Origin of the sequence: Mycolicibacterium parafortuitum (genome assembly GCF_010725485.1) — a bacterium.
In the GTDB taxonomy this organism is placed as follows: Bacteria; Actinomycetota; Actinomycetes; order Mycobacteriales; family Mycobacteriaceae; genus Mycobacterium.
Genome location: NZ_AP022598.1, coordinates 5,507,976 through 5,531,367 on the forward strand (window position 1 = coordinate 5,507,976; position 23,392 = coordinate 5,531,367).

Annotated in this window: 21 protein-coding genes; 14 read left to right on the forward strand and 7 right to left on the reverse strand. The window is 68.1% G+C overall.

The window, feature by feature from the left end:
* Positions 1-66 precede the first annotated feature (66 nt).
* Complete coding sequence (locus tag NTM_RS26005; RefSeq protein ID WP_163768999.1) at positions 67-792, forward strand: alpha/beta fold hydrolase; 726 nt, start codon at positions 67-69, stop codon at positions 790-792.
* Here NTM_RS26005 and NTM_RS26010 read toward each other — a convergent pair.
* Together NTM_RS26010 and NTM_RS26015 are read right to left on the reverse strand one after the other, a co-directional pair.
* Positions 764-1,873 carry a DUF1214 domain-containing protein gene (locus tag NTM_RS26010; protein ID WP_163769001.1) on the reverse strand — a complete coding sequence of 370 codons (1,110 nt, stop codon included), beginning with the start codon at positions 1,871-1,873 and terminating at the stop codon, positions 764-766. The genes NTM_RS26005 and NTM_RS26010 overlap by 29 nt on opposite strands.
* A complete protein-coding gene (locus NTM_RS26015; RefSeq protein WP_104863785.1) occupies positions 1,870-2,445 on the reverse strand; it encodes a TetR/AcrR family transcriptional regulator in 576 nt (191 codons plus the stop codon). Before NTM_RS26015 ends, NTM_RS26010 begins: the two co-directional genes overlap by 4 nt.
* A gap of 112 nt (positions 2,446-2,557) precedes the next feature.
* On the opposite strand from NTM_RS26015, the gene NTM_RS26020 reads away from it, so the two are divergent.
* On the forward strand, positions 2,558-3,718 hold the full coding sequence (locus tag NTM_RS26020) for a sulfotransferase family protein (protein ID WP_179964090.1): 1,161 nt from the start codon (positions 2,558-2,560) through the stop codon (positions 3,716-3,718).
* Between the two features lie 31 nt (positions 3,719-3,749).
* On the opposite strand, the gene NTM_RS26025 is transcribed toward NTM_RS26020, so the two are convergent.
* Positions 3,750-4,517, reverse strand: a complete 768-nt coding sequence (locus NTM_RS26025) for an endonuclease/exonuclease/phosphatase family protein (protein ID WP_083141399.1) — start codon at positions 4,515-4,517, stop codon at positions 3,750-3,752.
* 61 nt (positions 4,518-4,578) lie between these two features.
* On the opposite strand from NTM_RS26025, the gene NTM_RS26030 reads away from it, so the two are divergent.
* Both NTM_RS26030 and NTM_RS26035 read left to right on the forward strand, forming a co-directional pair.
* Entirely contained in the window at positions 4,579-5,145 is a 567-nt protein-coding gene (locus NTM_RS26030; protein ID WP_179964091.1) for a hypothetical protein, read from the forward strand.
* A 120-nt stretch (positions 5,146-5,265) separates the two neighbouring features.
* Positions 5,266-5,943, forward strand: a complete 678-nt coding sequence (locus NTM_RS26035) for a Crp/Fnr family transcriptional regulator (RefSeq protein ID WP_104863904.1) — start codon at positions 5,266-5,268, stop codon at positions 5,941-5,943.
* On the opposite strand, the gene NTM_RS26040 is transcribed toward NTM_RS26035, so the two are convergent.
* Positions 5,900-8,707, reverse strand: a complete 2,808-nt coding sequence (locus NTM_RS26040) for a helix-turn-helix transcriptional regulator (protein ID WP_104863783.1) — start codon at positions 8,705-8,707, stop codon at positions 5,900-5,902. The two genes, NTM_RS26035 and NTM_RS26040, sit on opposite strands and share 44 nt — an antisense overlap.
* Positions 8,708-9,011: 304 nt before the next feature.
* Here NTM_RS26040 and NTM_RS26045 point away from each other — a divergent pair, with 304 nt between their 5' ends.
* Entirely contained in the window at positions 9,012-10,346 is a 1,335-nt protein-coding gene (locus NTM_RS26045; RefSeq protein ID WP_163769003.1) for a hypothetical protein, read from the forward strand.
* A 62-nt stretch (positions 10,347-10,408) separates the two neighbouring features.
* Here NTM_RS26045 and NTM_RS26050 read toward each other — a convergent pair whose 3' ends face one another.
* Complete coding sequence (locus tag NTM_RS26050; RefSeq protein WP_163769005.1) at positions 10,409-10,681, reverse strand: fibronectin-binding protein; 273 nt, start codon at positions 10,679-10,681, stop codon at positions 10,409-10,411.
* A 693-nt stretch (positions 10,682-11,374) separates the two neighbouring features.
* On the opposite strand from NTM_RS26050, the gene NTM_RS26055 reads away from it, so the two are divergent.
* The 9 genes from NTM_RS26055 to NTM_RS26095 are packed head-to-tail and all read left to right on the forward strand — an operon-like array spanning position 11,375 to position 21,084.
* Positions 11,375-12,190: an MlaE family ABC transporter permease gene (locus tag NTM_RS26055; RefSeq protein WP_179964006.1), complete on the forward strand. Its 816-nt coding sequence runs from the start codon at positions 11,375-11,377 to the stop codon at positions 12,188-12,190.
* On the forward strand, positions 12,187-13,041 hold the full coding sequence (locus NTM_RS26060) for an ABC transporter permease (RefSeq protein ID WP_104863780.1): 855 nt from the start codon (positions 12,187-12,189) through the stop codon (positions 13,039-13,041). The genes NTM_RS26055 and NTM_RS26060 overlap by 4 nt, the downstream gene beginning before the upstream one ends.
* 9 nt (positions 13,042-13,050) lie before the next feature.
* Positions 13,051-14,403 (forward strand): MCE family protein, encoded by a 1,353-nt coding sequence (locus tag NTM_RS26065; protein ID WP_318268582.1) that lies wholly within the window; start codon positions 13,051-13,053, stop codon positions 14,401-14,403.
* Positions 14,404-14,425: 22 nt separating this feature from the next.
* Positions 14,426-15,457 (forward strand): MCE family protein, encoded by a 1,032-nt coding sequence (locus tag NTM_RS26070; RefSeq protein ID WP_104863778.1) that lies wholly within the window; start codon positions 14,426-14,428, stop codon positions 15,455-15,457.
* Positions 15,454-16,734 (forward strand): MCE family protein, encoded by a 1,281-nt coding sequence (locus NTM_RS26075; RefSeq protein WP_163769007.1) that lies wholly within the window; start codon positions 15,454-15,456, stop codon positions 16,732-16,734. Before NTM_RS26070 ends, NTM_RS26075 begins: the two co-directional genes overlap by 4 nt.
* Positions 16,731-17,975: an MCE family protein gene (locus NTM_RS28920; RefSeq protein ID WP_163769009.1), complete on the forward strand. Its 1,245-nt coding sequence runs from the start codon at positions 16,731-16,733 to the stop codon at positions 17,973-17,975. The genes NTM_RS26075 and NTM_RS28920 overlap by 4 nt, the downstream gene beginning before the upstream one ends.
* Positions 17,972-19,126, forward strand: coding sequence for an MCE family protein (locus NTM_RS28925; RefSeq protein ID WP_163769011.1), 1,155 nt, complete (start codon positions 17,972-17,974; stop codon positions 19,124-19,126). Before NTM_RS28920 ends, NTM_RS28925 begins: the two co-directional genes overlap by 4 nt.
* Position 19,127: 1 nt before the next feature.
* Positions 19,128-20,570: an MCE family protein gene (locus NTM_RS26090; RefSeq protein ID WP_163769013.1), complete on the forward strand. Its 1,443-nt coding sequence runs from the start codon at positions 19,128-19,130 to the stop codon at positions 20,568-20,570.
* A 25-nt stretch (positions 20,571-20,595) separates the two neighbouring features.
* Entirely contained in the window at positions 20,596-21,084 is a 489-nt protein-coding gene (locus NTM_RS26095) for a CAP domain-containing protein (protein WP_163769015.1), read from the forward strand.
* Positions 21,085-21,098: 14 nt separating this feature from the next.
* Here the strand turns inward: NTM_RS26095 and NTM_RS26100 are convergent, their stop codons facing one another.
* Together NTM_RS26100 and NTM_RS26105 are read right to left on the reverse strand one after the other, a co-directional pair.
* Positions 21,099-21,752, reverse strand: a complete 654-nt coding sequence (locus tag NTM_RS26100; protein WP_104863772.1) for a TetR family transcriptional regulator — start codon at positions 21,750-21,752, stop codon at positions 21,099-21,101.
* Between the two features lie 86 nt (positions 21,753-21,838).
* Positions 21,839-23,386, reverse strand: a complete 1,548-nt coding sequence (locus NTM_RS26105; protein WP_163769637.1) for an aldehyde dehydrogenase family protein — start codon at positions 23,384-23,386, stop codon at positions 21,839-21,841.
* Positions 23,387-23,392: the final 6 nt, after the last annotated feature.

Consider the following 23,392-nt stretch of genomic DNA (forward strand, 5'->3'; position numbering starts at 1 on the left):
GCCCGTGCCCACGCGTGCGGGCCTGGATACTTGCCGTATCGATCCTTGCGCCGGAGGCGGTGACACATGGACGGCGGGGTGCTGCTCGTGCACGGCGGTATGTGCACGTCGTCGTGTTGGAGCCCGGTCGCCGAACGTCTCGCGCTGCCGGTGATCGCGGTCGACCTGCCCGGCCGCGGAAGCCGGCGTTGCGACCTTCTCGAAGTGAGCCTCGACGACTGCGTCCGCACCGTCCTCGAGTGCGCCGACGACGCCGGGTGGCGGCGCTTCGCCCTGGTCGGGCACTCGCTCGGCGGGGTGACCGTCACCGAGACCGCCCACCGCTGTCCCGACCGCATCACACACCTCGTGTATGTCGGCGCATTGATCCCGGGACCGGGCCAGGGCGGATGCGGACTCGCGTACGGGGCGGACTGGCCCGCCGGAGAGATCGCCACGATCGACGAGGGTGTTGCCAGGGCCATGTTCGGCAATGACCTCACCGACGACCAGTGGGCGACGTGGTGGCCCAGCTTCGTCCCCGAGGCGCCGCGGCTGATGAACGCTCGGCTCAGTGGTTACCCGAACGGCGTACCGACGACCTACGTCGGCCTGACCGACGATGTGGCCGTACCCCCGACGCTGTGGGATGAGATGACGAGCCACCTGCCGGGACCGGTGGACCGCAGACAGATCGACGCCGGCCACATGGTGATGTGGTCGAAGCCAACGGAATTGGCCGCGTTACTCTCGGAGCTGCTGACCGAATCGCTGCTGACACAAACTACGTCAGCTCCGTCGGCGCCTCGGTGACTTTCACCAGCGACACCTCGGGCCGGGCAGGCACCTGGTCGGCCAGGAACCAGCGGAACGCCAGGTTTCCCCGCGGGTAATCGAGCGTGGTCAGTGAATTGGGGTGCGCCGTCATACCGCGGGAGAGCACCACCGTCACGGAACCGTCGGAGTTCGGTACCGCGGTGAATCCGTTGACCGAGCTACGCGCGTCGGAGACACCGGGCACCGCCATGAACTGGTTCCACACCACCAGGTTCCAGAACCGGCACGCCGGCGGGCGGTGGGTGATCACCAGGGCTTCGTCTTCGGCAAGGTCGAAACTGCCGTACGCGTAGCACGCGTCGCGGGCAGACCACCCGAAGTTGGCGTCCGGCACCTGATACGGTTCGGCGAAATCATTGGCCGCCATCGCGGTCTCGTGGCCGAACTCGTGCGCATCGGAGTTCTTCACGCCGACCGCCAGCGGCAGGATCGCGAACATGGTCCGCAGCCACGCCGCGCCGGCCCGCAGCGCCGCGGCGGTCTCGGCCTCGCTGTGCCGGAACGGATCCGGCGGTTCCAACGCCTCGATCGTCCAGCTCACCGGCCGACCGGTCAGCGGGTCGGCCTGGTAGTCGCGCGTCATCAGCACCGCGGCATCGGGCTGCGGCCCGAACTCGAAGCTGAAGTTGCCGTCCTCGTCGATGTCGAGGTCGTCGTCGCGGACGAGCGCGACGATGCGGTCCGACCACGCCCCGGGCGACGGCTCGTTGTACGCGGTGATCGAGAAGTACACGCTGTCACCACGATTGCCGCTGATGCGGTACCGCCGGGCCGGATCGACAGGGCACATGAAGTAGAGCGCGTCGGTGTTGTCGCCACCCCAGCGCCGGTCGGGCCGGAACGGCGAGTTCACCTCGACCCAGCGCGGGCGGCTCGGATCGGCGAACAGATAGGTGTCGAACGCGACGCCGAGCGTGGTGGCGAGCATGCGGTAGCCGTCGGCGACATGCCGATCGTCGGTGACCGCCTTCGGCCCGGTCATGAAGGACGCATCGAGCTCCCGCAGCGTGTCGAGCAACTCCCGCCACGCCGCTGTCGCTTCATGGGTTTCGGTCATGCACTGATTCCTTTCGTGATGAGCCGTGCGGTCCGGTCGATCCAGTCCTCGTCTGCGGTTGCGCCGCGGGTGATCAACGCCAACAGCGTGATTCCGGCGATCACCTCGGCCAGTTCGGAGGCGAGAACCTCGCGCCGAACCTCACCGCGCCCGGCCGCCGACTCGAGGTATCCGGCCAGATCCCGCACCAGGATGTCGGAGAAGCGTTCCAGCAGAGCGGTGTGCAGGGTCGGGTCCGAGGCCATCTCCCCGACGAGGCCGGGCAGCGCCGCGCGGGCGGCGGGCGTGCCGAGGATCGCGTGTGTGCGCCGCACCATCTCTCGCACATCGCCTTCGAGAGAACCGGTTTGGGGTATTTCGGTGGTCGCGTCGATCGGGAACACGGCCTCGTGCACCAGGTGGGCCTTGCTGCGCCAACGCCGGTAGATGGCCGGCTTGCTGGTACCCGCCCGTGCGGCGACGGCATCCAGCGACAGTTCGGCGTAGGACGACTCGCCGAGCAGCTCCGTCGTCGCGCGCAGCACCGCGTCGGCGATCGCCTGATTCCGGGGCCGTCCCACCTCTGTCATCATTACGATACTCAGAGTAACATAACTCGATGTGACGGACACCACAGCCGGACTGGTTCACCTCGACGACCTCGCAGAGCCGCGGTATTCAGCTGAGGCGCAACAGCTTCGGGAGATGATGGCGGCGCTGGCCGCAGACTGCCCGCTCGATGCCGACGTGCTGCACGCGCGGGCCCGCGAGGCGACCGGGCTGGACGACTTCGGTCCCGACGACTACCGCGAGCGCCTGAACCTGTACGTTGCCGAGTTGCGCGAGATCGACATGCACGCCCCCGGGATCGTGAACTTCCACGCCCAGCTTCAACAGTGGCTGAAGAACCGGCTGCTGCTGACCGATCTGCTGACCCGCCACCCGGAGATCGAGGACATCGAGCTGGTCGCGCCGGTCGTCATCGCCGGGCTTCCGCGCTCAGGCACCACGCACCTGCACAACCTGCTCGCCGCCGCGCCCACCTTCCGCAGCCTCCCGTATTGGGAGAGCGTCGAGCCGTTCCCGCTGCCGTCGGAGGCCGGTGTCGAACCTGATCCGAGGATCGGCCGAATGGATCTCGCAGTGCAGACGATGGACCTGCTGATGCCGCATTTCGCGCTGATGCACGAGATGACCACCGACCACGCGCACGAAGAGATCCAGCTGCTCGCCAACGACTTCTCCACGATGCTGATGGAGACCCTCGCACATGTGCCGCGCTGGACCGAGTACTACTGGAACCACGACCAGACCTCGACCTACCGGTATCTGGTCACCCAGCTCAAGGCCCTGCAGTTCCTGCGCGGCGGCGGTCGCTGGGTACTGAAATCACCCCAGCACCTGGCCCAGCTGCCGGTGATCGACAATGTGTTGCCCGGGGTCAAAGTCGTCTTCACACACCGTGATCCGGTGCCGGTCGCGCTGTCGATGATCGCGATGATCACGTATTCCGAACGGATGCACCGCGACAAGGTCGACGTTGCGACCGTCTCCGCGGCGTGGGTGGACCGGCTGGAGAAGATGCTCGCCGCGTGTGTCCGCGACCGCGACGTCATCGCCGCCGACCGCTCACTCGACATCCGTTTCGACGATTTCATGTCCGACGAGATGGGTGTCGCCGAGTCCATCTACAGCCTGACCGGCGAAACCCTCGACGACGCATCACGCGCGGCGGTGTCTGACTATCTGGAAAGCCACCGGCGCGGCAGGCACGGCCGGGTACACACCTCCGCCGAGATGTTCGGCCTGGATACCGACGACCTACGGCGGCGCTTCGCGCCCTACACCACCCGATTCCTGAGCTGAATTCGTTCGCCCACAACCGATCACACTCCCCTCAGCTGAGACGCTCCAGGTGCACGGCCAGCGGCCGATGATCGGAGATCGCCAGCTCCGGGGTCTCGAAGGCCCGCACGGTGAGGGCGGGATCGTCGGTGAGCACATGGTCGAGCTGGCGGGTCGGGCGGTCGGCCGGGAACGTCGGCGCGACCGCGAGCTGCCGTAACCGCGACCACCGCCGCGCGGGCTTTGCCGGCATGTTCAGGTCTCCGGTGACGATCCGCGGCCAGGGCAGCGCGCGCACGTCGCGCATCAAGCGGTGCAGCTGGAATCGATTCCACCCCGGGACGAAGGACAGGTGGGTGTTGACCACGGTGAGCTCGCCCATCGGTGTGTCGAACACTCCGATCACGGCCGCGCGCGGCTCCTCGTCGACGACCACCACCTTTCCGGGTTCGCGCAGGTACAGCGGGAACCGGAACGGAATCCGCGGCAGCCGCAGCACCTGCCAGCTCACCGCGGGGTAGCGCGACAGAAGTGCGACCCCGTACGCGGCCGTCCCCGGTTGCTCCTCACCTGTGGCGGCCATCCAGGTCGCCCCAGGGGTGCCGGCGATCGCGGCGACGAAGCGGTGGCTCCTGGCGCCCATCGCTTCGGCGGCCAGTGCGGTGAGGTCGGCGAGCCCGGATCGCTGCTGGATGGAATCGACCTCCTGCAGCGCGAGGATGTCGGCGTCGAGCGAGGCCACGCAGTCGGCGAAGCGGTCCAGATCCACCCCGTGCCCGGGTGTGCGCCCGTGCAGAATGTTGAACGTCACCAACTTCATGGGTACGCACTACCCATCCTGGACCGAAACCCATCCTGTGACCGAATCGACGGCGGTGAGCATGTCCCACCCGAGCCTGCCTCATGACGTCCTGCGTGAGGCGCTCAAACGTGCGGCCTCGGCGCTCAAGGCCGACGGCCCCCCGTTCGCGCTGGCCGGCAGTTACGCGCTGTGGGTGCACGGCGCCCCGGAGCCCGTGCACGACGTGGACTTCGTGGTGGCTGAACACGACGCGGAGGCCGCGGTGGCGACGTTGTCGAAGGCGGGTTTCGACATCCGGCGGCCCCCCGAGGAGTGGTTGTTCAAGGCGGCGCTGTCCGTGGACGGTCCCGTCGTGATCGACGTGCTGCACCAGATCAACCGGGTACCTGTGGACGCGGCGCTGCTGGAGCGGGCCGAGACCCAGGATGTGCTGGCCCTGGCGATCCCGGTGCTGCCCCCGACCGAGGTGCTCACCCAGAAACTCCGCGCGCTGCACGAACACCACTGCGACTTCGCCACGCTGTTCCCGCCGGTACGGGCCGTACGGGAGCAGCTGGATTGGCCGCGGCTACGGCAGATGACGGCCGAGAACCCGTTCGCGGTGGCGTTCCTGTCGCTGTGCGACAGCCTGGGCATCACCGCCTGAGCGCGCACAGCAGAATCGCAGCTGATAATTTACGCATGCTGAACAACGCGTACACCGTGGCCGGCCACGACGGCTGAGACCGGCTACGCGACGCCTGTGAAGGCGCCCAGAAAGGACTATGTGGACGAGGTATTGGCGCGCGCCGCGATCTTCCAAGGCGTGGATCCAGGCGCCGTGGCAGCGCTGTGCAGCCAGCTTCAACAGGTGTCGTTCCCTCGCGGACACCGCGTGTTCAACGAGGGCGATCTAGGTGATGCTCTCTATATCATCACCGCAGGCCGGGCGAAGGTCGGCTGTACGGCGCCCGATGGCCGGGAGAGCCTGTTGACACTGATGGGCCCGGCCGACATGTTCGGCGAACTCGCGATCTTCGATCCGGGCCCCCGGACCTCGTCGGTCACCGCGCTGACGGCGCTGAACGCGGTGATGATGGACCGCGACGCGCTGCGGTTCTGGATCGCCGAGCGGCCCGAGATCGCCGAGCAGTTGCTGCGCGTCCTGGCGCGCCGACTGCGCCGCACCAATGACACACTTTCGGACCTGATCTTCACCGACGTCCCGGGGCGGGTGGCCAAGCAGCTGCTGGATCTGGCGCGCCGATTCGGCACCCAGCAGGACGGGTCGCTGCGTGTCGACCACGGACTGACCCAGGAGGAGATCGCTCAACTCGCCGGGTCGTCGCGGGAGACGATCAACAAGGCACTGGCCGACTTCGCGCAACGTGGGTGGATCGAGCAGCGCGGCAAGACGACGATCATCCACGACCCCGCCCGCTTGGCACGCCGCGCGCAGAGGTAGCGCCCGACGCTGAGTGCTGCGAGCCGGAGTGCTCCCGGAACGCGTTGGTCAACTGCACGCGCGAGCGCACGCCGAGCTTCCGGAACACCGACCGCAGGTGCGTGTTCACGGTGTTCGGCGATACGCTCAACGCGGTTGCGGCAGAACGATTCGTATGCCCGGCACTGATCAGTCCGACCACCCGCAGTTCGGTCGGCGTCAGGGACTCCCACCCACTGTCCGGTCGGTGCGACGGCGCGTCGACCCGCACTCCGTGCACCCCGTGGCGGCGTAGCACCGCCGACACCGTGCGGGTGCCCGCCACCGCGCCGATCTGGTGATAGATCTCGGCCGCCTCGGTCAGCGCGGCGACCCCGGCGCCGGCCGAACCCTGGTCGAGGTTCAGCGATCCCAGATCTCGTAGCGCATCGGCGACCAGCATGGGACGCGGCGACTCCCGCAATACCGCCACGGCTTCGGCCATCACCGCGGCGTCGCCGCCGAGCAACGCCCGGATGTGCAGTGCGGCGCCCTGCAAGCTGGCCACACCCGGATTACGTTGTGCGGCAAGGTCGGCGAGATGACCTGCACGTGCGGCGAACGCCGTGTCGCCGGCGAGCAGGCCGATGCTCGCCAGTATCCGCATCCAGGGCGGCGACCACGGCCAGGCATCGCGGTACTCCCCCGCCGTGTCCAGTAGCGGCGCGAGCAAGGCCAGGCTGGTGTCGTAGTCACCGGTCGCCGCGCTGAGCCATCCGCGCACCAGACGCAGACGGGCGGAACGACGTTCGTTCGGCGGCTGGTCTTGGGCCCCAGGACGCAGCAGGGTGACGGCGGAGACGATCTCGTCCCGGTAGGCAGCCACGACCGCCAGCACCATCCGCGCGTTCAGCCGGTAGGCATGGTTGCCGGTCTCCTCGGTCAGGCGTATCAACGTCCGCGCGCCGGCCTCCACCGCGTCGAACTGGCCGAGGGCGAGGTCCTGCCACATCTGCGCGTACAGCATCGACGGGAGTTGGCGGTCGACGTCGTGGACCGCCTCCCGGATCTTGGTCAGCATGGCGTCGGCCTCGTCGAAACGGTCGAGATGCTGCAGGGTGCGGATCTCCTCGGCGAGATGACCGTCGTCGGAGAGCCGGCGCAGATCGGCGAAGAGCTCCAACGCGACCGTGTGCCGACCTTCGTTACGGGCCGCCTCGATCGATGCGACCACCGCCAGCCGCTGAGCCGGCAGGTCACCGAGTCGTTCCGCCTCGGCCAGCGCATACCGGGCCACATCGTGGATGGCGGCCGCGGGCAGCGTCCGCGAGGCCGCGAGCGCCTGCGCCGAGCGGAGCCGGGCGTGCATGACGGCGGAAACGCCGTCCAGTGTCATCGCAACCGTGGCGCGCCTGTCCATTTCGGCGATGTCCTCGGTGACCCACAGCGCGCGGCAGGCCAGCAGTTCGAGCCTGGCGACGGTCTCCGGGTCGGTTGCGGCGGCACGTAGCCTGTCCGCGAGAACGAGCGCCTCGGCCTCGCGCTGCGCGTCGAGCAGAGCTTCGACGGTGACCTCGCCGGCCAGGAACCACAGCCGGTGGCCCGGCGTCGTCAACGCGAACGCGGCGTGGGCGGTGTCGACGGCCTGCAGCGGAAGTGACGCACCGTCGCGCACCGCCTGCACGAGAGCTGAGATGGCCTCGTCGTCGTCGATTCCCGCGCCGCACCGGTAATGACCCACCGCCGTCTGCACGGCGCCACCGGCGGCGACGATACGGCGCGCGCACGCGCGGTGCAGCAACCGGCGGCGCTCCGGGGCGATGTCGGCGTACACGGCCTCCCGCAGCACATCGTGCGGAAATCGCACCTCGCCGTGATCCCCGGAAAGCAAACCGTGAGCGACAGCTTCCCTTGCAAGAGCGGATAATTCACTCTCCGAAGAGTCCGCGAGAATGGCGGCGGCGTCGGACATGCCCAGCGGCCTGCCCCACACCGCGACAAGCCGGACCAGCTCCGCACCACCTGCCGACAGCGCACCCAGCCTGCGCCGGATGCCCAGTCCCAGTTCGGCGTAGAAGTTCCTGAAGTCCGTCTCGGCGTCCGGCCTGCCTGCCAGGCCGTCGACGATCTGCACCGCCCAGAACGGGTTCCCGCCGGTGTCGTCGAGAAGTCCCCGCATCGCCGGGGAGAGCTCCGCGCCGTTGCGATCGGTGGCGATGGCAGCGATGTCGGCGGACGTCAGCGGACCGAGCGGGATATGCGTCACCGCCGTGACATCGTCGGCGCCGGAGAGGATCTCGGTGAGAGCTTCTCCCGGAGCGCGCCGACTGGCGATCAGCCACACCACCGGCGAGCCGGACAGTCGCGCGGGTAACACCCGCAACGCGAAGCGGGTCAACCGATCCGCCCACTGCACATCGTCGACGGTGACCAGTACCGGACCGGCGGCGGCCAGTTCTTCGAGCAGAGCGCCGATGCGGTCGACCAGCCACAGCGGTTTGTCGTACAGCGGGGCGAGGCTGGCGAACGCGTCACCGCTCAGCAGCGGATCGGGACCGGACCGCAACGCGACGAGTAGCGGCGCCCCCGGCGCGATCTGGTCACCGTCCTCGGCCTTGCCACCGCCCACCCGGAAGCCCGTCCTGGTGGCCTGTTCGATGATCTCGCGCAGCAATGCCGTTTTGCCGATACCCGGCTCGCCGCTGACGACGACCACGAAGCCCCGGCCGGTGCGCCTGGCGTCCCGCAGCGCGCCCAGCGCGCGCGACATCGCCTCCGCACGCCCCCTCAGCACGATCCGCGTCATGTCCGGTCCTGTCGCCTCACGATCACCGGCGCCCAGAGCAGGCGGGTCGGCGCTGGAGAGAACGCCGATGCCCGGTGAAAGTATTCGTCACTGTGACCCGCACCACAGCAACGTGTCCCCCGAACGCGTGATGGCCGCCGCGCCATCGGCGGGCCACGAAGGCCGTCGGCCTGCTGACGCGCGGGAAAGTTTCACCTGTTCATGCGATGGTCAGCGGGAACGTGCGGTGGTTGAGTCATCCCGGCGCGACATTACTCCTCAGTAAGTTCCGCCGCGTCACTGCTCACACCAGCCAGGAGTCTCCATGTCCACTGCCGTCCGCCGCCCCTTCGCCGCGGGTGTCGCACTTCTCGGGGCGAGCGCGATCGCCATCTCGCCGGTCACGCCCACACCCGACCTGTCGCTTTCCGCCGTCAACCCACCGGCCCTGTACTCCGCGGGAGTCGACCTGCTCGCGTCCAGTGACGTGCTGGCCATCTACCAGAAGGTTTTCGCCGACGCCGGCGCCGGGCTCAACGCCCTGATCGCCAACGCCGAACCCGGTCAATTGCTCAAGCAGTTCATCGACAACCAGATCGCGAGCGCGACCGCGCTGGCCACCGGGCTCGGCGGCACCGCAGCCGGGATCGCCGACGCGTTGAAGACGGAGGTGCCCCAGCTGCTGCAGGCCGCCGTCACCGCGCTGGCGGCCGGACAGTTGTCGGAGGCGTTCGACAACCTGGTCCAGATTCCGCTGGCGGTGGCCCTGCCGATCACCGATCTGGTGCCCGCGATCCAGGAGGTGCTCACCAAACCGCTGAAAAACATCGTGAACATCGTCAACGCGTTCACCACCGATACGCTCGGGACGACATTGCTGCTCAGCGGCTTCATCGCACCGCTGATCAGCACGCCGGCCGCGATCGTCGCGGCGGTCCAGAACGTCGTCGGCGCGTTCGGCACCTCGCCCTCGGCGGTGGTCGATGCGTTGTTGACCGCACCCGCGACGATCATCGACGGCTTCCTCAACGGTGGGTACGGCCCCGACCTCGGCACGCTGGTGTCACCGGGACTGCCCGTCAAGGCGGGCGGTCTGCTGAGCTCGGCCGGTCTGGTGTTCCTGCCCGACGGCAGCTTCTTCGTCAACACCGGCGGCCCCCTTGCCGCGTTCCAGCAGCTCATCACGAAGATCACCGATGCGATCACCCCGACCGCGCCGGCCGCGCCGGCCACCGCCGTCGTGCCGACCACGGCCGTCGCCAGCCTTCCCGCGCCGGCATCGGCAACCGTCACCTTGGCCACGGCCGAAGCGCTGGCCGCCCCCGCCCCCTCGGAGTCGGCCGGCGGGGCGACCGAGGATTCCCCAGCGGCAGTCGAGGACTCGACCGAAGCGGAGTCCGACGCGGAGTCCGACGCCGCCGGCAGCGACACCGAGGTCGACAGCATCGGGAAAGACAGTGCAGGCAAAGACGGTGCCGGAGACGACGGCGCCGGACACGGCAGCGCCGCGAACGACGCGGCCGGGGCGGACGGATCGGGGAAGTCGGATTCCGGCAAGGCCGACTCCGGCGGCGATTCCCGGGCGCCGCACAAGCCGAGAACAGCGCGACACGACGAATCCGACTCGCACCACGAGTCGAAGGCGGGCACCGACGACTAGTCAAGCGTCGGCGGCGGGGCTCCTTCCTTTGCTGGGAGGGGCCCCGTTTTCGTCGGCGAGCGTCAGATGCACCCGTTGAAGCAATAGTCCGCGGGCTTGCGTTCGTCGGGACGCACCGCGGCAGCGTCGGTGGGCGCGTGCTGAGTCAGGTCGATGTCGCCTTCCCACTCCGGCGCGATCGGCATGAAGTGGCACAGGAACGTGACGCCCAACTGACACGGGTCGTGCACCGGTTGGGCGGGCGCGACGGGAACCGGGCTCACCGCGCCGCACAGGATCACCCCCAGCACGGCCGCCGCACGGCAGATCCGGCGTCGCCGCAGTGATGGCGTCACGTGGCCCCCTCCCGACCGTCGGCGGTATCGCCGTCAAACTGACAAAAAACCTATAAACGCACGGTTTATCTCGCCGCAGAAAGTACTCTGCTTCGCCGACGGTGCCAACCCCGGTCGCGAGGGGCACAGCAACCACCGGAGAGAGAACCCGGCCATACCGCACGACCCCCGCCGGGTGGGACGGCCGAGGAGGCGATCTCGCAGGAGGCGCAGGCGGCGACCCGCCACCGCATCACGATGATCGGTGCAGTCCAGCAGATCTGCCCGATATCGCCCGTGTCAGCCGATGTGCACGACTTGCCTCGAACCTCCGGCCCCTCCGCGCGGCACCCCGAACACGTTCGGCCCGGATCCGATAGCCACAGCGACGGACACCGATCCGCTCGATCACCACGGGTCAGCCACACGTGCCATGGCACACGGATGCGGGTGTCGCGGTGATTGACCCATCTATATCTATAGGGGTAAGGTTTGCGCACCCCGGTGGCCTGGATCACAGTAGCTCGGTATCCATACCCGGGACACGACAGCTCCGCTGCTCCCCGCGGCCCACCGACGGCCGAGGGTACGACCGCATGCTCGACAGATGGAGGCGCATCCCATGCTCGGAGTGGGACGATGCGACGCGTCACCGCAGCCTGGTGCCCACCCGCACGGTCCGCGCCGACACCGCCCGAGGAGACGGATGTGGTGATGCCCGACAGCGCGGCACCCCCCAGCAGGCTCGACGACGGGCTCAGCCGGTTTTCGGCCACCCCCGCCGCGAAGCCGTTGCGCGCCTTCGGCGGATTCTTCGCCATGGCACTCGATGTGCTGATGCTGATCCCCCGTCGGCCGTTCGCTTGGCGCGAATTCCTGTTGCAGGCCTGGTTCGTCGCTCGCGTGTCGATGATGCCGACATTGATGCTGGCCATCCCGTTCACGGTGCTGATGGTCTTCACCTTCAACATCCTGTTGGTCGAATTCGGCGCCGCCGACTACTCCGGCACCGGGGCGGCCTACGGAACGGTCACCCAGATCGGTCCGGTGGTCACGGTGCTGGTGGTCTCCGGCGCCGGCGCCACCGCGATGTGCGCCGACCTCGGCGCGCGCACCATCCGGGAAGAGCTCGACGCGCTGAAAGTCATGGGCGTCAACCCGATTCAAGCCCTGGTGGTTCCGCGGGTGTTGGCCGCGACGGTGGTGGCCACCCTGTTGTCGTCGGTCGTGATCCTGGTCGGGCTGATCGGGAGTTTCATCTTCGCGGTCTTCATCCAACACGTCACGCCCGGATCATTCGTCGGTGGGCTCACCGTCATCACCAAGGCACCCGATGTGGTGATCTCCTTGGTCAAGTCGAGCTTGTTCGGGCTCGCCGCGGGGCTGATCGCCTGCTACGAGGGCGTTTCCGTACGTGGCGGGCCGGCCGGGGTCGGCAACGCCGTGAACGAGACCGTCGTGTACACCTTCATGGCCCTGTTCGCGATCAACATCATCGCCACGGCGGTGGGCGTGAAGGCGACCCTGTGAGCGCGGGCGTCCCGGCCGGGCTGCACCCGCGGTGGCGCCGCGCCTACGGCAAACGCATCGAGGGCCTGACCCGGATCGGCACCCAGTCCCAGTTCTACTTCACCACCATCGCCGGTATCCGCGATGCCCTGGTCCACTACAAGGGCGAGACAGTGCGCCTGATCGCTCAGATGAGCCTGGGCACAGGGGCATTGGCGATCGTCGGCGGGACGGTCGTGATCGTCGGATTCCTGACGCTGTCGACCGGGGCACTGGTCGCGGTGCAGGGCTACAACCAGTTCGCCAACGTGGGTGTGGAGGCGCTGACCGGCTTCGCATCGGCGTTTTTCAACGTCCGGCTCATCGCCCCTGTCATCGCGGGAATCGCGCTGGCCGCGACCATCGGTGCGGGCGCAACCGCGCAGCTCGGGGCGATGCGGATCAACGAAGAAATCGACGCCCTCGAGGTGATGGGCGTGCGTTCGGTGGCCTACCTGGCATCGAACCGGGTGATCGCCGGTGTGATCGTCGTGATGCCGCTGTACTGCGTCGCGATGATCACCGCGTTCCTGGCGGCCCGGTTCGGCACGACGGTGATCTACGGGCAGTCCAGCGGCGTGTACGACCACTACTTCCACACATTCCTGAACCCGGCCGACATCATCTGGTCCTTCTTTCAGGCGGTGCTGATGGCCGTCGTCATCATGCTCGTGCACACGTACTACGGCTTCAACGCCTCCGGTGGGCCCGCCGGCGTCGGCGAGGCCGTCGGCCGCGCCGTCCGCACCTCGATGATCGCGGCCGTCTTCGTCGTGCTGTTCGTCTCGCTGGCGATCTACGGCCAGTCCGGCAATTTCAACCTGTCGGGCTAGCCCATGGGGATGAGGCCGCGGATCGACCGGATCCACCCGCTGTGGTGGGCTGCGGGACTGTTCACCGCGATCGCCGTGTTCGTGGCGGTGTGCTCGGCGTCGTTCGCCGGAGCGTTCCAGAACAATCTTCCGGTCACCATGACCTCCGACCGCACCGGCCTGGTGATGGAGTCCGGCGCGAAGGTGAAGATGCGCGGGGTCGAGGTGGGTCGGGTCGCGGGCATCACCGGGGGTGGGCAGAACGTCAGCCTGCGGCTCGAGCTCTACCCCGATCAGGTCGGCATGATCCCGGAGAACGTGGAGCCGGAAATCAAGGCCACCACCGCGTTCGGCGCCAAATACGTCGACTTCGTCGTGCCCGACGAGCCCAGCCCTGCCAGCCTGACCGCGGGTGCGGTGCTGGTGTCACGCAACGTCGGCACCGAGGTCAACACCGTGTTCGACAGCCTGGTCAGCATTCTCGACCAGATCGAGGTGCCCAAGCTCAAGGCGGTCCTCTCGGCGGTCGCCGAAGGTGTGCGCGGCAAGGGTCACCGAATGGGTGAGGCCATCACCGCAGCCGATCATGTTCTGCGCGAGGTGAATCCGCGGATGGACATCGTCGCCGCGGACTGGCGTTCGCTGCGCGGCTTCAGCGATGCATACAGCCCCGCGGCCGCCGACATCCTCGCGGCCCTCGACGCGGCGAGCACCACCGCCACCACGATCAATGCACAGGCGAACGACCTCGACACACTGCTGCTCAACGTCACCGGGTTCGCCGACAGCGGCACCAATCTGCTGGCCGGAAACCACGACACCTTCGTCGAAGCCGTCAACGTCCTCGAGCCGACCACGGCACTGCTTCTCAAGTACAACCCCGTATACACCTGCACCATCGAGGGCGCGAAGATCTTCCTGGACAAGGCCGGCAACGAATGGTTCGGCGGCAACGGCCGCACCGTCTATCTGGATGCGGGCATCGCATTCGGCGACGACCTGTACGAGTACCCGAAAAACCTGCCGAAGGTCGCCGCCAAGGGTGGGCCCGGCGGCAAGCCCGGCTGCGGATCGCTGCCCGACGTCGCCGAGAACTTTCCTGTCCGCCAACTGATCACCGACACCGGGTGGGGGTCTGGGCTGGACTGGCGCCCGAATCCCGGGATCGGGCAGATATGCGCTGCCGACTACTTCCCCGTCACCCGCGCGGTCCCCGAACCCCCGCACGTCGGACGCTGCATGCCCGGACCCGCTCCCGGCCCCCCTCCCCCGTACCCCGGTGGGCCTCCGTACGGCGCGCCCTGGTACGCCGCCGACGGCACGCCGCTCTACCCCGGCCTGCCCGAACCACCGCCGCCGGTACCGACGGCCCCGGCCCCGTGAGCACGAAGGAGGAGGTCTGCGCATGAATGACAATCTCCGCCGCGCCACGATCAGCTTCGCGGTCTTCGTCATCGTCTGCCTGGTGGGTACGTTCGCACTGCTGGCGATCTTCTCGCAGTACCGGTTCGCCGGAACCCAGACATTCCGGGCCGAGTTCACCGACGTCAGCGGCCTGGGCGACGGCGACTTCGTCCGCATCGCCGGCGTGGAAGTCGGCAAGGTCAGCGGTATCTCGGTCACCGACGACTCGATCGCGCTGGTCGAGTTCACCGTGGATCCGACCGTGGTGCTGACGTCGGCCACCCGCGCGGCGGTGCGCTGGGAGAACCCCATCGGCGACCGCTACCTGGCGCTCACCGACGGACCGGGCGCAAGTCGGCACCCCCTCGACCCGGGCGGCACCATCGCGGTCTCCCACACCGAACCCGCACTGGACCTCGACACCCTGCTCGGCGGATTCCGCCCGCTGTTCCGGGCGCTGGATCCGCAGCAGGTCAACACGCTGTCGAGCCAGCTGATCGGGGCCTTCCAGGGTGAAGGGGCGACGATCAACTCGTTCCTGAGCCAGGCCGCGTCGGTTACGGGCACCCTCGCCGACCGCGACGAGTTGATCGGCGAGGTGATCGACAACCTCACCGCGGTGATGAGCACCTTCGGTGAGGAACACACCCAGTTCGCCAAGGCGGTCGACTCGATGTCGCAACTGATCGACGGGCTGGCCGCGCGGCGCAGCGACATCGCCGACACCGTCGCGCACACCAACGCCGCGGCCGCATCGATCGCCGACATGCTCGGCCAGGCCCGGAAACCGCTGAAACACACCGTCACCCAGACCGATCGGGTCACCTCGATCGTGGCCGCCGACCACGAATGGGTCGACGACTACCTGCGGACGATCCCGCAGTCCTACAAGACGCTCAGCCGCCTCGGGATCATGGGTGACTTCTTCACCTTCTACCTGTGTGATCTGGTCCTGAAGGTCAACGGCAAAGGCGGACAACCGGTCTACGTGAAACTCGCGGGCCAGGACTCGGGACGGTGTGAGCCGAAGTGAAATCGTTCTCCGAGCGCAACCCGGTGGTCATCGGCGGGATCGGCGTACTCACCCTCGCCGGCACCGTGCTGGCCGCACTGCAATACGACAACCTGCCGTTCTTCGGCGGGTCACGGGGTTACGCAGCCTATTTCAGCGAGGCCGGTGGCCTTCAGGCGGGAGCCGCCGTGCAGGTGGCCGGCTACCAGGTCGGCGAGGTGTCCTCCGTGGACCTCGACGGAGACCGCGTACTGATCACCTTCGACGTCGAGGACGACGTCCGGCTCGGTGAGCAAACCGAAGCCAACATCCGCACCAAGAGCCTGCTGGGCGCCAAGGTCCTGGAGGTCACGCCGCGTGGCGACGGACATCTGAGTGCGGCGATCCCGGTCGACCGCACCAAGGCCCCGTACCAGCTGCCCGATGCCCTCGGAGACCTGACGGCCACGATCGAGGAACTCGACACCGACACCGTGTCCGGCTCACTGGCCACCCTGGCCGAGACCTTCAAGGACACCCCGCCGCAGCTGCGCGCCGCCGTCGACAGCGTGGGCCGGTTCTCCGAGACGTTGAGCACCCGCGACGCCGCGTTGCGAAACCTGTTGGCCGACGCCAGCACCGCCAGCACGGTGCTGTCCGAGCGTGCCGCCGACATCGCCGCACTGGTGTCCAACAGCAACGCGCTGCTCGCCGAACTACGCACCCGGAACGACGCGCTGGCACAGATCTCGACCAACCTGTCGGCGCTGGCGCACCAGATCCGCGGATTCATCGACGACAACCGCGCCCAGCTCAAACCCACCCTGGACAAGCTCAACGTGGTGCTGTCCATCGTCGACAAACACAAGGCCGGGCTTCAGCAGGCCATCAAATACCTGAACCAGTACGCCATGTCGCTGGGTGAGTCGGTCGCTTCCGGCCCGTTCTTCAAGGCCTACATCGCCAACCTGCTTCCCGGGCAGTTCATCCAGCCGTTCATCGACTCCGCGTTCTCCGACCTCGGGCTCGACCCGAACGTGCTGTTGCCGTCCGAACGGACCGATCCGCAGACCGGCCAGCAGGCGACCCCGCCGATGCCGGTGCCGTTCCCGCGGACCGGCCAGGGCGGTCCCCCTCGGATGACGGTCGCGGACGCCATCACCGGAAATCCCGGAGATCAACCGTGCGGTCCTGCCGGTGCCCCGGCGCCCGGTCCGGGCTGCTACCCGTACCGCGAGCCGTTGCCCGCGCCGCCTCCCGGTGGTCCTCCGCCCGGACCGCCGGCACACGCGCAACCCACCGACGGAGGGCATCGATGAGGTCACGAATGTGGCGGCCCGCGTTGGCCTTCTGCTTCGCACTGCTGCTGGGCGCCGGGATCGCCGTGCAGGCAGGTCTGATCGGCGCGCTGCACCGCACCTATCTGGTGGCGTACTTCGACAACAGCAACGGGCTGTTCACCGATGACGAGATCCGCATCCTCGGTGTGCGCGTGGGCCGCATCACCGAGATCGAACCGGAGCCCGAGCGGGTCAAGATCACGTTCTGGGTGGACGACAGATACCGGGTGCCCGCCGAGGCCCGTGCCGCGATCATCGCACCGCAATTGGTCACGGCCCGGGCCATTCAGCTCACCCCCGCCTACACCGGCGGACCCGCGCTGGCCGACGGCGACGTCATCCCACTGAATCGCACGGCGGTTCCGATGGAATGGGACGATCTGCGCGAACAACTCGCCGAACTGACCGCGGCGTTGCAGCCGATCGAGCCCGGCGGGGTGAGCACGCTGGGCGCGTTCATCGACACCGCGGCGGACAACATGCGCGGTCAGGGACCGGACATGCGGAACACGATCCTGACCATGTCGCAGGCGTTCTCGGCGCTCGGGGACCACAGCGACGACATGTTCTCGACCATCAAGAACCTGTCGGTGGTGGTCAACGCGCTCCAGGACAGCTCCGCGCTGCTCCGCGCGCTCAACGGCAACTTCGCCGCCGCGACCGCGGCCGTCAGTTCCACCCCCGGCGCCGTGGGCGACGCACTCTCCGACGTCAACGACATCGTCGGCGAGACCACGGCCTTCATCGCCGAGAACAAAGAGTCGATCGGCACCGCCACCGCGCAGCTCGCATCGGTCACCACCGCGGTGAACGAGAGCATCGACGACGTCGAGCAGGCGTTGCACCTGTTCCCGAACACGTTGCAGAACTTCGTCAACATCTACCAGCCTACGCAACAGGGCATCACCGGTGCGCTCACGATGCAGAACTTCGCGAATCCGATCTCGTTCCTGTGCGGTGGAATCCAGGCGGCGTCGCGACTGAACAGCGAGCAGGCGGCGAAGCTGTGCGTGCAGTACCTGGCCCCGATCGTGAAGAACCGGCAGTGGAACTTCCCTCCGCTCGGCGCCAACTACGTCGTCGGCGAAAGCGCACGGCCCAACGAACTCACCTACTCCGAGGACCGGTTGCGGCCGGATTTCCGGCCGACGCCGCCCGCAGAGCAGACCGACCCGGCGGCGGGGCTGCCGGGCATGATGATCCCGGGCGCAGGATCGTGACCCGGGTACCGCGCCGGCACCGGGTCACCGTGGCCCCTGCTGTCGCCGTCGTCCTCGCCGTCGTCGCCGCGGGCACGTCGGGATGCGAATGGCGCGGGCTGAACTCGCTGCCGATGCCGGGCACGGCGGGCGGCGGTCCCGGCTCGTTCGTCGTGCAGGCGCAACTCCCCGATGTCGGTTACATCCAGCAGAACTCCCGCGTTCGGGTCGGTGACGCGAACGTCGGGACGATCACCAGGATCGATCGTCAGGACTGGCATGCGCTGGTCACCATGACGCTCGACGCCGACGTCGACCTGCCTGCCAACTCGACCGCCAAGGTCGGCCAGACCAGCCTTCTGGGTTCCCTGCACCTGGAGCTCGCACCGCCCACCGACGAACCGCCGCGCGGCAGGCTTGCCGACGGTTCCCTCATCCCGCTGGACCGGGCGGGCTCCTATCCGGGCACCGACCAGACGCTGTCGGCGACGTCGCTGGTGCTCAACGGTGGCGGGATCGGTGAGATGCAGGACATCACCGTGGCTTTCGCCAACGCGCTGGCCAACCGCGAGGCCGACCTGCGGAGTCTGATCGGCGGGCTCGACGAGTTCGCCGGGCGCCTCGATGCGCAGACCGGCGACATCCTCTCCGCCACCGAGAGCTTCAACAGTCTGGTCGGACAGGTCGCCGACCAGAAACCGGTACTGGACAAGGCGATCCGCACCATCCCCGACGCACTGCGGGTACTCGCGGAACAGCGCGACCACCTCGTCGAGGTGGCCGACGCACTGAGAAAGTTCAGCGCACTGACCACCGACACCGTCACCAGGAGCAAGGAGAACCTCGTCAAGGAGCTCGAACACCTCGGTCCGGTCCTGCAGTCGCTGGCCGACACAGGTCCTGCCCTGGCCCGCTCCCTGGACTTCATCGGGACGTTCCCCTGGCCGAAGGGCCCGCTGGACAACTGGATCCGCGGTGACTACGCGAACATCACCGCGATCCTCGACCTGACGCTGAGCCGCATCGACAACACCCTGTTCACCGGGACGCGGTGGGAGGGCGACCTGACCGAACTGGAGATGCAGTGGGGCCGCACCATCGGTCAGCTGCCCAGCCCGTACACCGCGGGCAATCCCCTTGTGGCGCCGTACCGGCTGGATCAGGGGCGCTGACATGAGGCTGACCAGAGGGATCAAGATCCAGTTGTCCATCTTCGCGACGGTGGCGGTGGTGGCGGGCTTCGTGATGTTGTTCGGCTACATCAAGGTCCCCGCGATGCTCGGTATCGGGCACTACACCGTGACGATGCAGCTGCCCCGGGCAGGCGGACTGTACGACACCGCGAACGTCACCTACCGCGGTACGGAGGTCGGCAGGGTCACCGCCGTGCGGCTCACCCCGAACGGGGTCGAGGCGCAGCTGACGTTGCGCTCCGGTGTCACGATCCCGTCGGACCTTGAGGCGCAAGTGCACTCCACATCGGCGATCGGCGAACAGTACGTCGCGCTGATCCCGCGCAGCGCCGACGCCCCGCCGCTGCGCGACGGCGATGTCATCGCCTCAGCGGACACCTCGGTTCCGCCGGACATCGGCGAACTGCTCGACGCGACGGACCGCGGCCTGCAGGCGATCCCGCGCGAGAGTCTCAAAACGGTGATCGACGAAAGCTACACGGCCGTCGGGGGTCTGGGCCCCGAACTGTCCCGGCTGGTGGACGGCTCCACCGAACTCGCGATCGACGCGGGCGCGAACATCGGCCCGATCATCGATCTGATCGAGAAGTCCGGCCCCCTGATGGACTCCCAAGGCGACACCGCCGCCGACATCCAGTCGTGGGCGGCCGACGTCGCCGACCTGACCCGTCAGGTGAGGGACAACGACAGCGCGGTCGCAGGCATCCTGCGCGACGGTCCGCGGGCCGCCGACGAGGCCAGGCAGCTCATCGACCTGGTGCGGCCCACGCTGCCCGTCCTGATGTCCAACCTTGCGGGCATCGGTCACCTGGCGCTCACCTACCACCCCGGCATCGAACAGCTTCTGGTGCTGATCCCGATGGGTGTGCAGGTGATGGCCGGTGGCACGGTGGCCAACCGGGACAGCAAGCACCCCGGTCTGGTGCTGTCGTTCAACCTGAACCTGAACCTGCCTCCGCCGTGCACCACCGGTTACCTTCCCGCACAGCAACAACGCATCCCGTCGATGGTGGACTCCCCCGATCGGCCGGTCGACGATCTGTACTGCCGCATCCCCCAGGACTCGTGGATGGCCGTGCGCGGCGCCCGAAACCTGCCCTGCATGATGAAGCCGGGAAAGCGCGCGCCCACCGCCAAGATGTGCCGCAGCGACGACGAGTACGTCCCGCTCAACGACGGGTTCAACTGGAAAGGCGATCCGAACGCGACGCTGTCCGGCCAGGACGTGCCGCAGCGCCCGCCGGCAACCCCGGCGGCGGCACCCACGGATGCGGCACCCGCGGCGATCGGCACCGCGTTCTACGACCCCGCGACCGGCAAGTACCTCGCACCGGACGGGCAGGTCCACCAGCAGGCCGACCTCGCCACCACGGCCGGAGACAGATCGTGGCAGGGCATGCTGACCGCCCCCTACGGCCCGTGAACACGCGACAGGTGGTGAATACCCGATGCCCCAACGGTTTTCCGTACTCACGGTAGGTACGGCGGTCACGCTGACGATACTGGCGGTCTCAGCGCCGGCCGCCGCCGACAACAAACGCCTCAACGACAGCGTGGTGACCAACGTCTACACACTGCAGCACCAGGCAGGCTGCACCAACGACGTCAAGAAGAACCCCCGGCTCCAACTCGCGGCCGAATGGCATGCCCGGGATGTCCTGGCCAACCGCAACCTGCACGGCGACCTGGGCTCCGACGGATCCACCGCCCAGGACCGGGCCAGTGCCGCGGGCTATACCGGGGTCGTCGCACAGACCGTCGCGATCAACCCCGCGCTGGCCATCAACGGCCTGGAGATCCTGCGCCAGTGGTATTTCGACCCGGTCAGCTACGCCGTGATGGCCGACTGCGCCCACACCGAGATCGGGGTCTGGTCGGAGAACAGTCCGGACCGCAGCGTGGTGGTCGCGGTATACGGGCGCCCGACCCCGGCCTGATCCAAGTAGGTCGGTCAGGCAGAGGAGGTTTCGATCGCGGGCATCCCGCCGTCGCTGAGGATCACGCCGTAGAGGAAGTTCCGGATCCGCGCGGCGAACAGTTCCTTGACCGAGAACTCGTTCTGCTCCAGGGCCTCGGTCAGATAGGGATATTGGTCGGCGTCGACGGGCGGGAACAGCGCGTAGCGGCCACGCGGCCTGCGGGCGGCCTCGGCGAGCACCGCGCCTATGCACAGCGTCTCCATACCGTCGAGGATCTGCACGTGCAGATGCGTCGGCACCCCCGAATCGCGCAGGAAGCGGGCGGCGTCCTCGAAGCTGCCGACCAGCGTCTCCCTCGGCAGGTGCTCGATGAGCACTGTCGCGGCGTTGCGGTGCCGCAGCACCGACTGGCGGAAGTTCAGCGCCAGGCTGACGAAGTACTCGGGCCAGTCCGGTCCCGGGGTCCGCCGCGGCTTGATCACCGATTTGCCCGCGATGTGCCGGGCGATCGCCGTCATGATCTCGTTCTTGTCGGCGAAGTGGTGATACAGCGACGGAGCGCGCACTCCCATGTGCGCGGCCAGTTTCGGAAGGCTGAACGCGTTGATCCCTTCGGCGTCGATGATCTCGATCGACGCCTCGACAGCCGCGGTCTTGCTGATCAGCGGCTTCGACGGACGAGCCATGTCAGAAAGCCCCCCGTCTGCCGACGCGGTTCCGGCCACAGCACATTCGGCCAGTATAGGGTCGGCAAGCCCTACCGGGGTGTACCTCAGCCCCGGCCACGCAGTCCCAGCTTCCGGCGCCAGTCGTGCGCACCCAGGAAGCGCACGGCCCTGGACATGAATCGGGACTTCGCCGGCACCACCGGGTACCACAGCGGCTCCGACTTCAGCGAGAACTTCTCCTCCACCACCGACTGCTGCCTGCAGTACTTCAAGACGCCGTGCGCGCCACCGAATCGCGCACCCATCCCGGAACTCTTCCAGCCGCCCATCGGAATCGGCAGCTGGAAGGTCGCCACCAAGGCGTTGTTGACCGACACCGAACCCGCCTCGATGCGGCGTGAGAGCCGGTCGGCCCTGGCCCGATCGCTGGTCCACAGGCTGGAGCTGAGCCCGTACTCGGAATCGTTGGCCAGTGCGATCGCCTCGTCCTCGTCGGCGACCCGCATGATCGGCAGGGTCGGCCCGAACGTCTCCTCCCGCATACACCGCATGCTGTGGTCGACGTCGACGAGCACCGTCGGCTGGAAGCAGTTGCCCTCTGCGCGTTGGCCTCCCGTCAGCACGCGGGCGCCGTTGGCCACCGCGTCGGCGACGTGGTCGGCGACGATGTCGAGCTGCGCGCCGGTGACCATCGCACCGATGTCGGTGGTGTAGCTGCCGGGGGTGTCGGTGCCCTGGCGCAACGCCGCGACCTGATCGGTGACCAATTCCACGAACCGGTCGTAGACCGGCGATTCGACATACACCCGCTCGACACTGATACATGCCTGCCCGGAATTGGTCATCCCACCCCAGACAGCGGCTTTCGCAGCGCGCTCGAGATCCGCGTCGGCGAGCACGATCATCGCGTCCTTGCCGCCGAGTTCCAGACTGCACGGGATCAACCGCTGCGCACAGCGCACCGCGATGGCCCGGCCGGTACGCACCGAGCCGGTGAACATCACCATGTCCACCGCGTCGACGACGGCCTGACCGGTCGCACCGTCACCGGTGACCGCCGCCAGCACCGGCGGGGCGCCGATCTCCTCTCGCCAACCCCGCACCACCTCGCGCCACGTCAACGGCGTCACCTCGGACGGCTTGGACACCACGGCGGCACCCGCCACCAACGCCCCGACCACATCCATCATCGGACCGGCCAACGGACCGTTCCACGGGGTGATCAAACCGACGAGCTGATACGGGCGGGCCTGGACCCGCAGGCGGCGCACGGCGTTGGCCGGGCCGGCGGGCTTGACGTTGCGGTCCTGCAGGAAGACCTCCGCGTTGGAGGTGAAGTAGTTGATCACGTCCACGGCGACAGACATCTCCAGCGACGCGTCGGCCCAGGACTTGCCGGTCTCACGCTGCACCAGGGTCAGCAGCCGCCGCTCGTTGTCCAGCAGCCAGTCCAGCCAGCGCAGCAGATGGGCGCTGCGCTCCCGCGGACCGAGCGCCTCCCACGCGGGCTGGGCGGCGCGCAACTGCTCACAGACGCTCGCGACCTCGTCGGCGCCGGCCACCTCGACCTCGCCCACCACCTGGCCGTCGGCCGGACACCGCACGGTGATGCGGCGGTTGTCCGGGTCAGAGCCATCGGGCCGACCGGCCATCGCAGC

Excerpts from the sequence above, each read along its gene's own strand:
- NTM_RS26045 (WP_163769003.1), top strand. The coding sequence starts at position 9,012 with ATGTCCACTGCCGTCCGCCGCCCCTTCGCCGCGGGTGTCGCACTTCTC.
- NTM_RS26065 (WP_318268582.1), top strand. The coding sequence starts at position 13,051 with ATGAGGCCGCGGATCGACCGGATCCACCCGCTGTGGTGGGCTGCGGGA.
- NTM_RS26095 (WP_163769015.1), top strand. The coding sequence starts at position 20,596 with ATGCCCCAACGGTTTTCCGTACTCACGGTAGGTACGGCGGTCACGCTG.
- NTM_RS26015 (WP_104863785.1), bottom strand. The coding sequence starts at position 2,445 with ATGATGACAGAGGTGGGACGGCCCCGGAATCAGGCGATCGCCGACGCG.
- NTM_RS26010 (WP_163769001.1), bottom strand. The coding sequence starts at position 1,873 with ATGACCGAAACCCATGAAGCGACAGCGGCGTGGCGGGAGTTGCTCGAC.
- NTM_RS26055 (WP_179964006.1), top strand. The coding sequence starts at position 11,375 with ATGCCCGACAGCGCGGCACCCCCCAGCAGGCTCGACGACGGGCTCAGC.
- NTM_RS26100 (WP_104863772.1), bottom strand. The coding sequence starts at position 21,752 with ATGGCTCGTCCGTCGAAGCCGCTGATCAGCAAGACCGCGGCTGTCGAG.
- NTM_RS26105 (WP_163769637.1), bottom strand. The coding sequence starts at position 23,386 with ATGGCCGGTCGGCCCGATGGCTCTGACCCGGACAACCGCCGCATCACC.
- NTM_RS26005 (WP_163768999.1), top strand. The coding sequence starts at position 67 with ATGGACGGCGGGGTGCTGCTCGTGCACGGCGGTATGTGCACGTCGTCG.
- NTM_RS26040 (WP_104863783.1), bottom strand. The coding sequence starts at position 8,707 with ATGACGCGGATCGTGCTGAGGGGGCGTGCGGAGGCGATGTCGCGCGCG.
- NTM_RS26030 (WP_179964091.1), top strand. The coding sequence starts at position 4,579 with ATGTCCCACCCGAGCCTGCCTCATGACGTCCTGCGTGAGGCGCTCAAA.
- NTM_RS26070 (WP_104863778.1), top strand. The coding sequence starts at position 14,426 with ATGAATGACAATCTCCGCCGCGCCACGATCAGCTTCGCGGTCTTCGTC.
- NTM_RS26025 (WP_083141399.1), bottom strand. The coding sequence starts at position 4,517 with ATGAAGTTGGTGACGTTCAACATTCTGCACGGGCGCACACCCGGGCAC.
- NTM_RS28920 (WP_163769009.1), top strand. The coding sequence starts at position 16,731 with ATGAGGTCACGAATGTGGCGGCCCGCGTTGGCCTTCTGCTTCGCACTG.
- NTM_RS26020 (WP_179964090.1), top strand. The coding sequence starts at position 2,558 with ATGATGGCGGCGCTGGCCGCAGACTGCCCGCTCGATGCCGACGTGCTG.
- NTM_RS26090 (WP_163769013.1), top strand. The coding sequence starts at position 19,128 with ATGAGGCTGACCAGAGGGATCAAGATCCAGTTGTCCATCTTCGCGACG.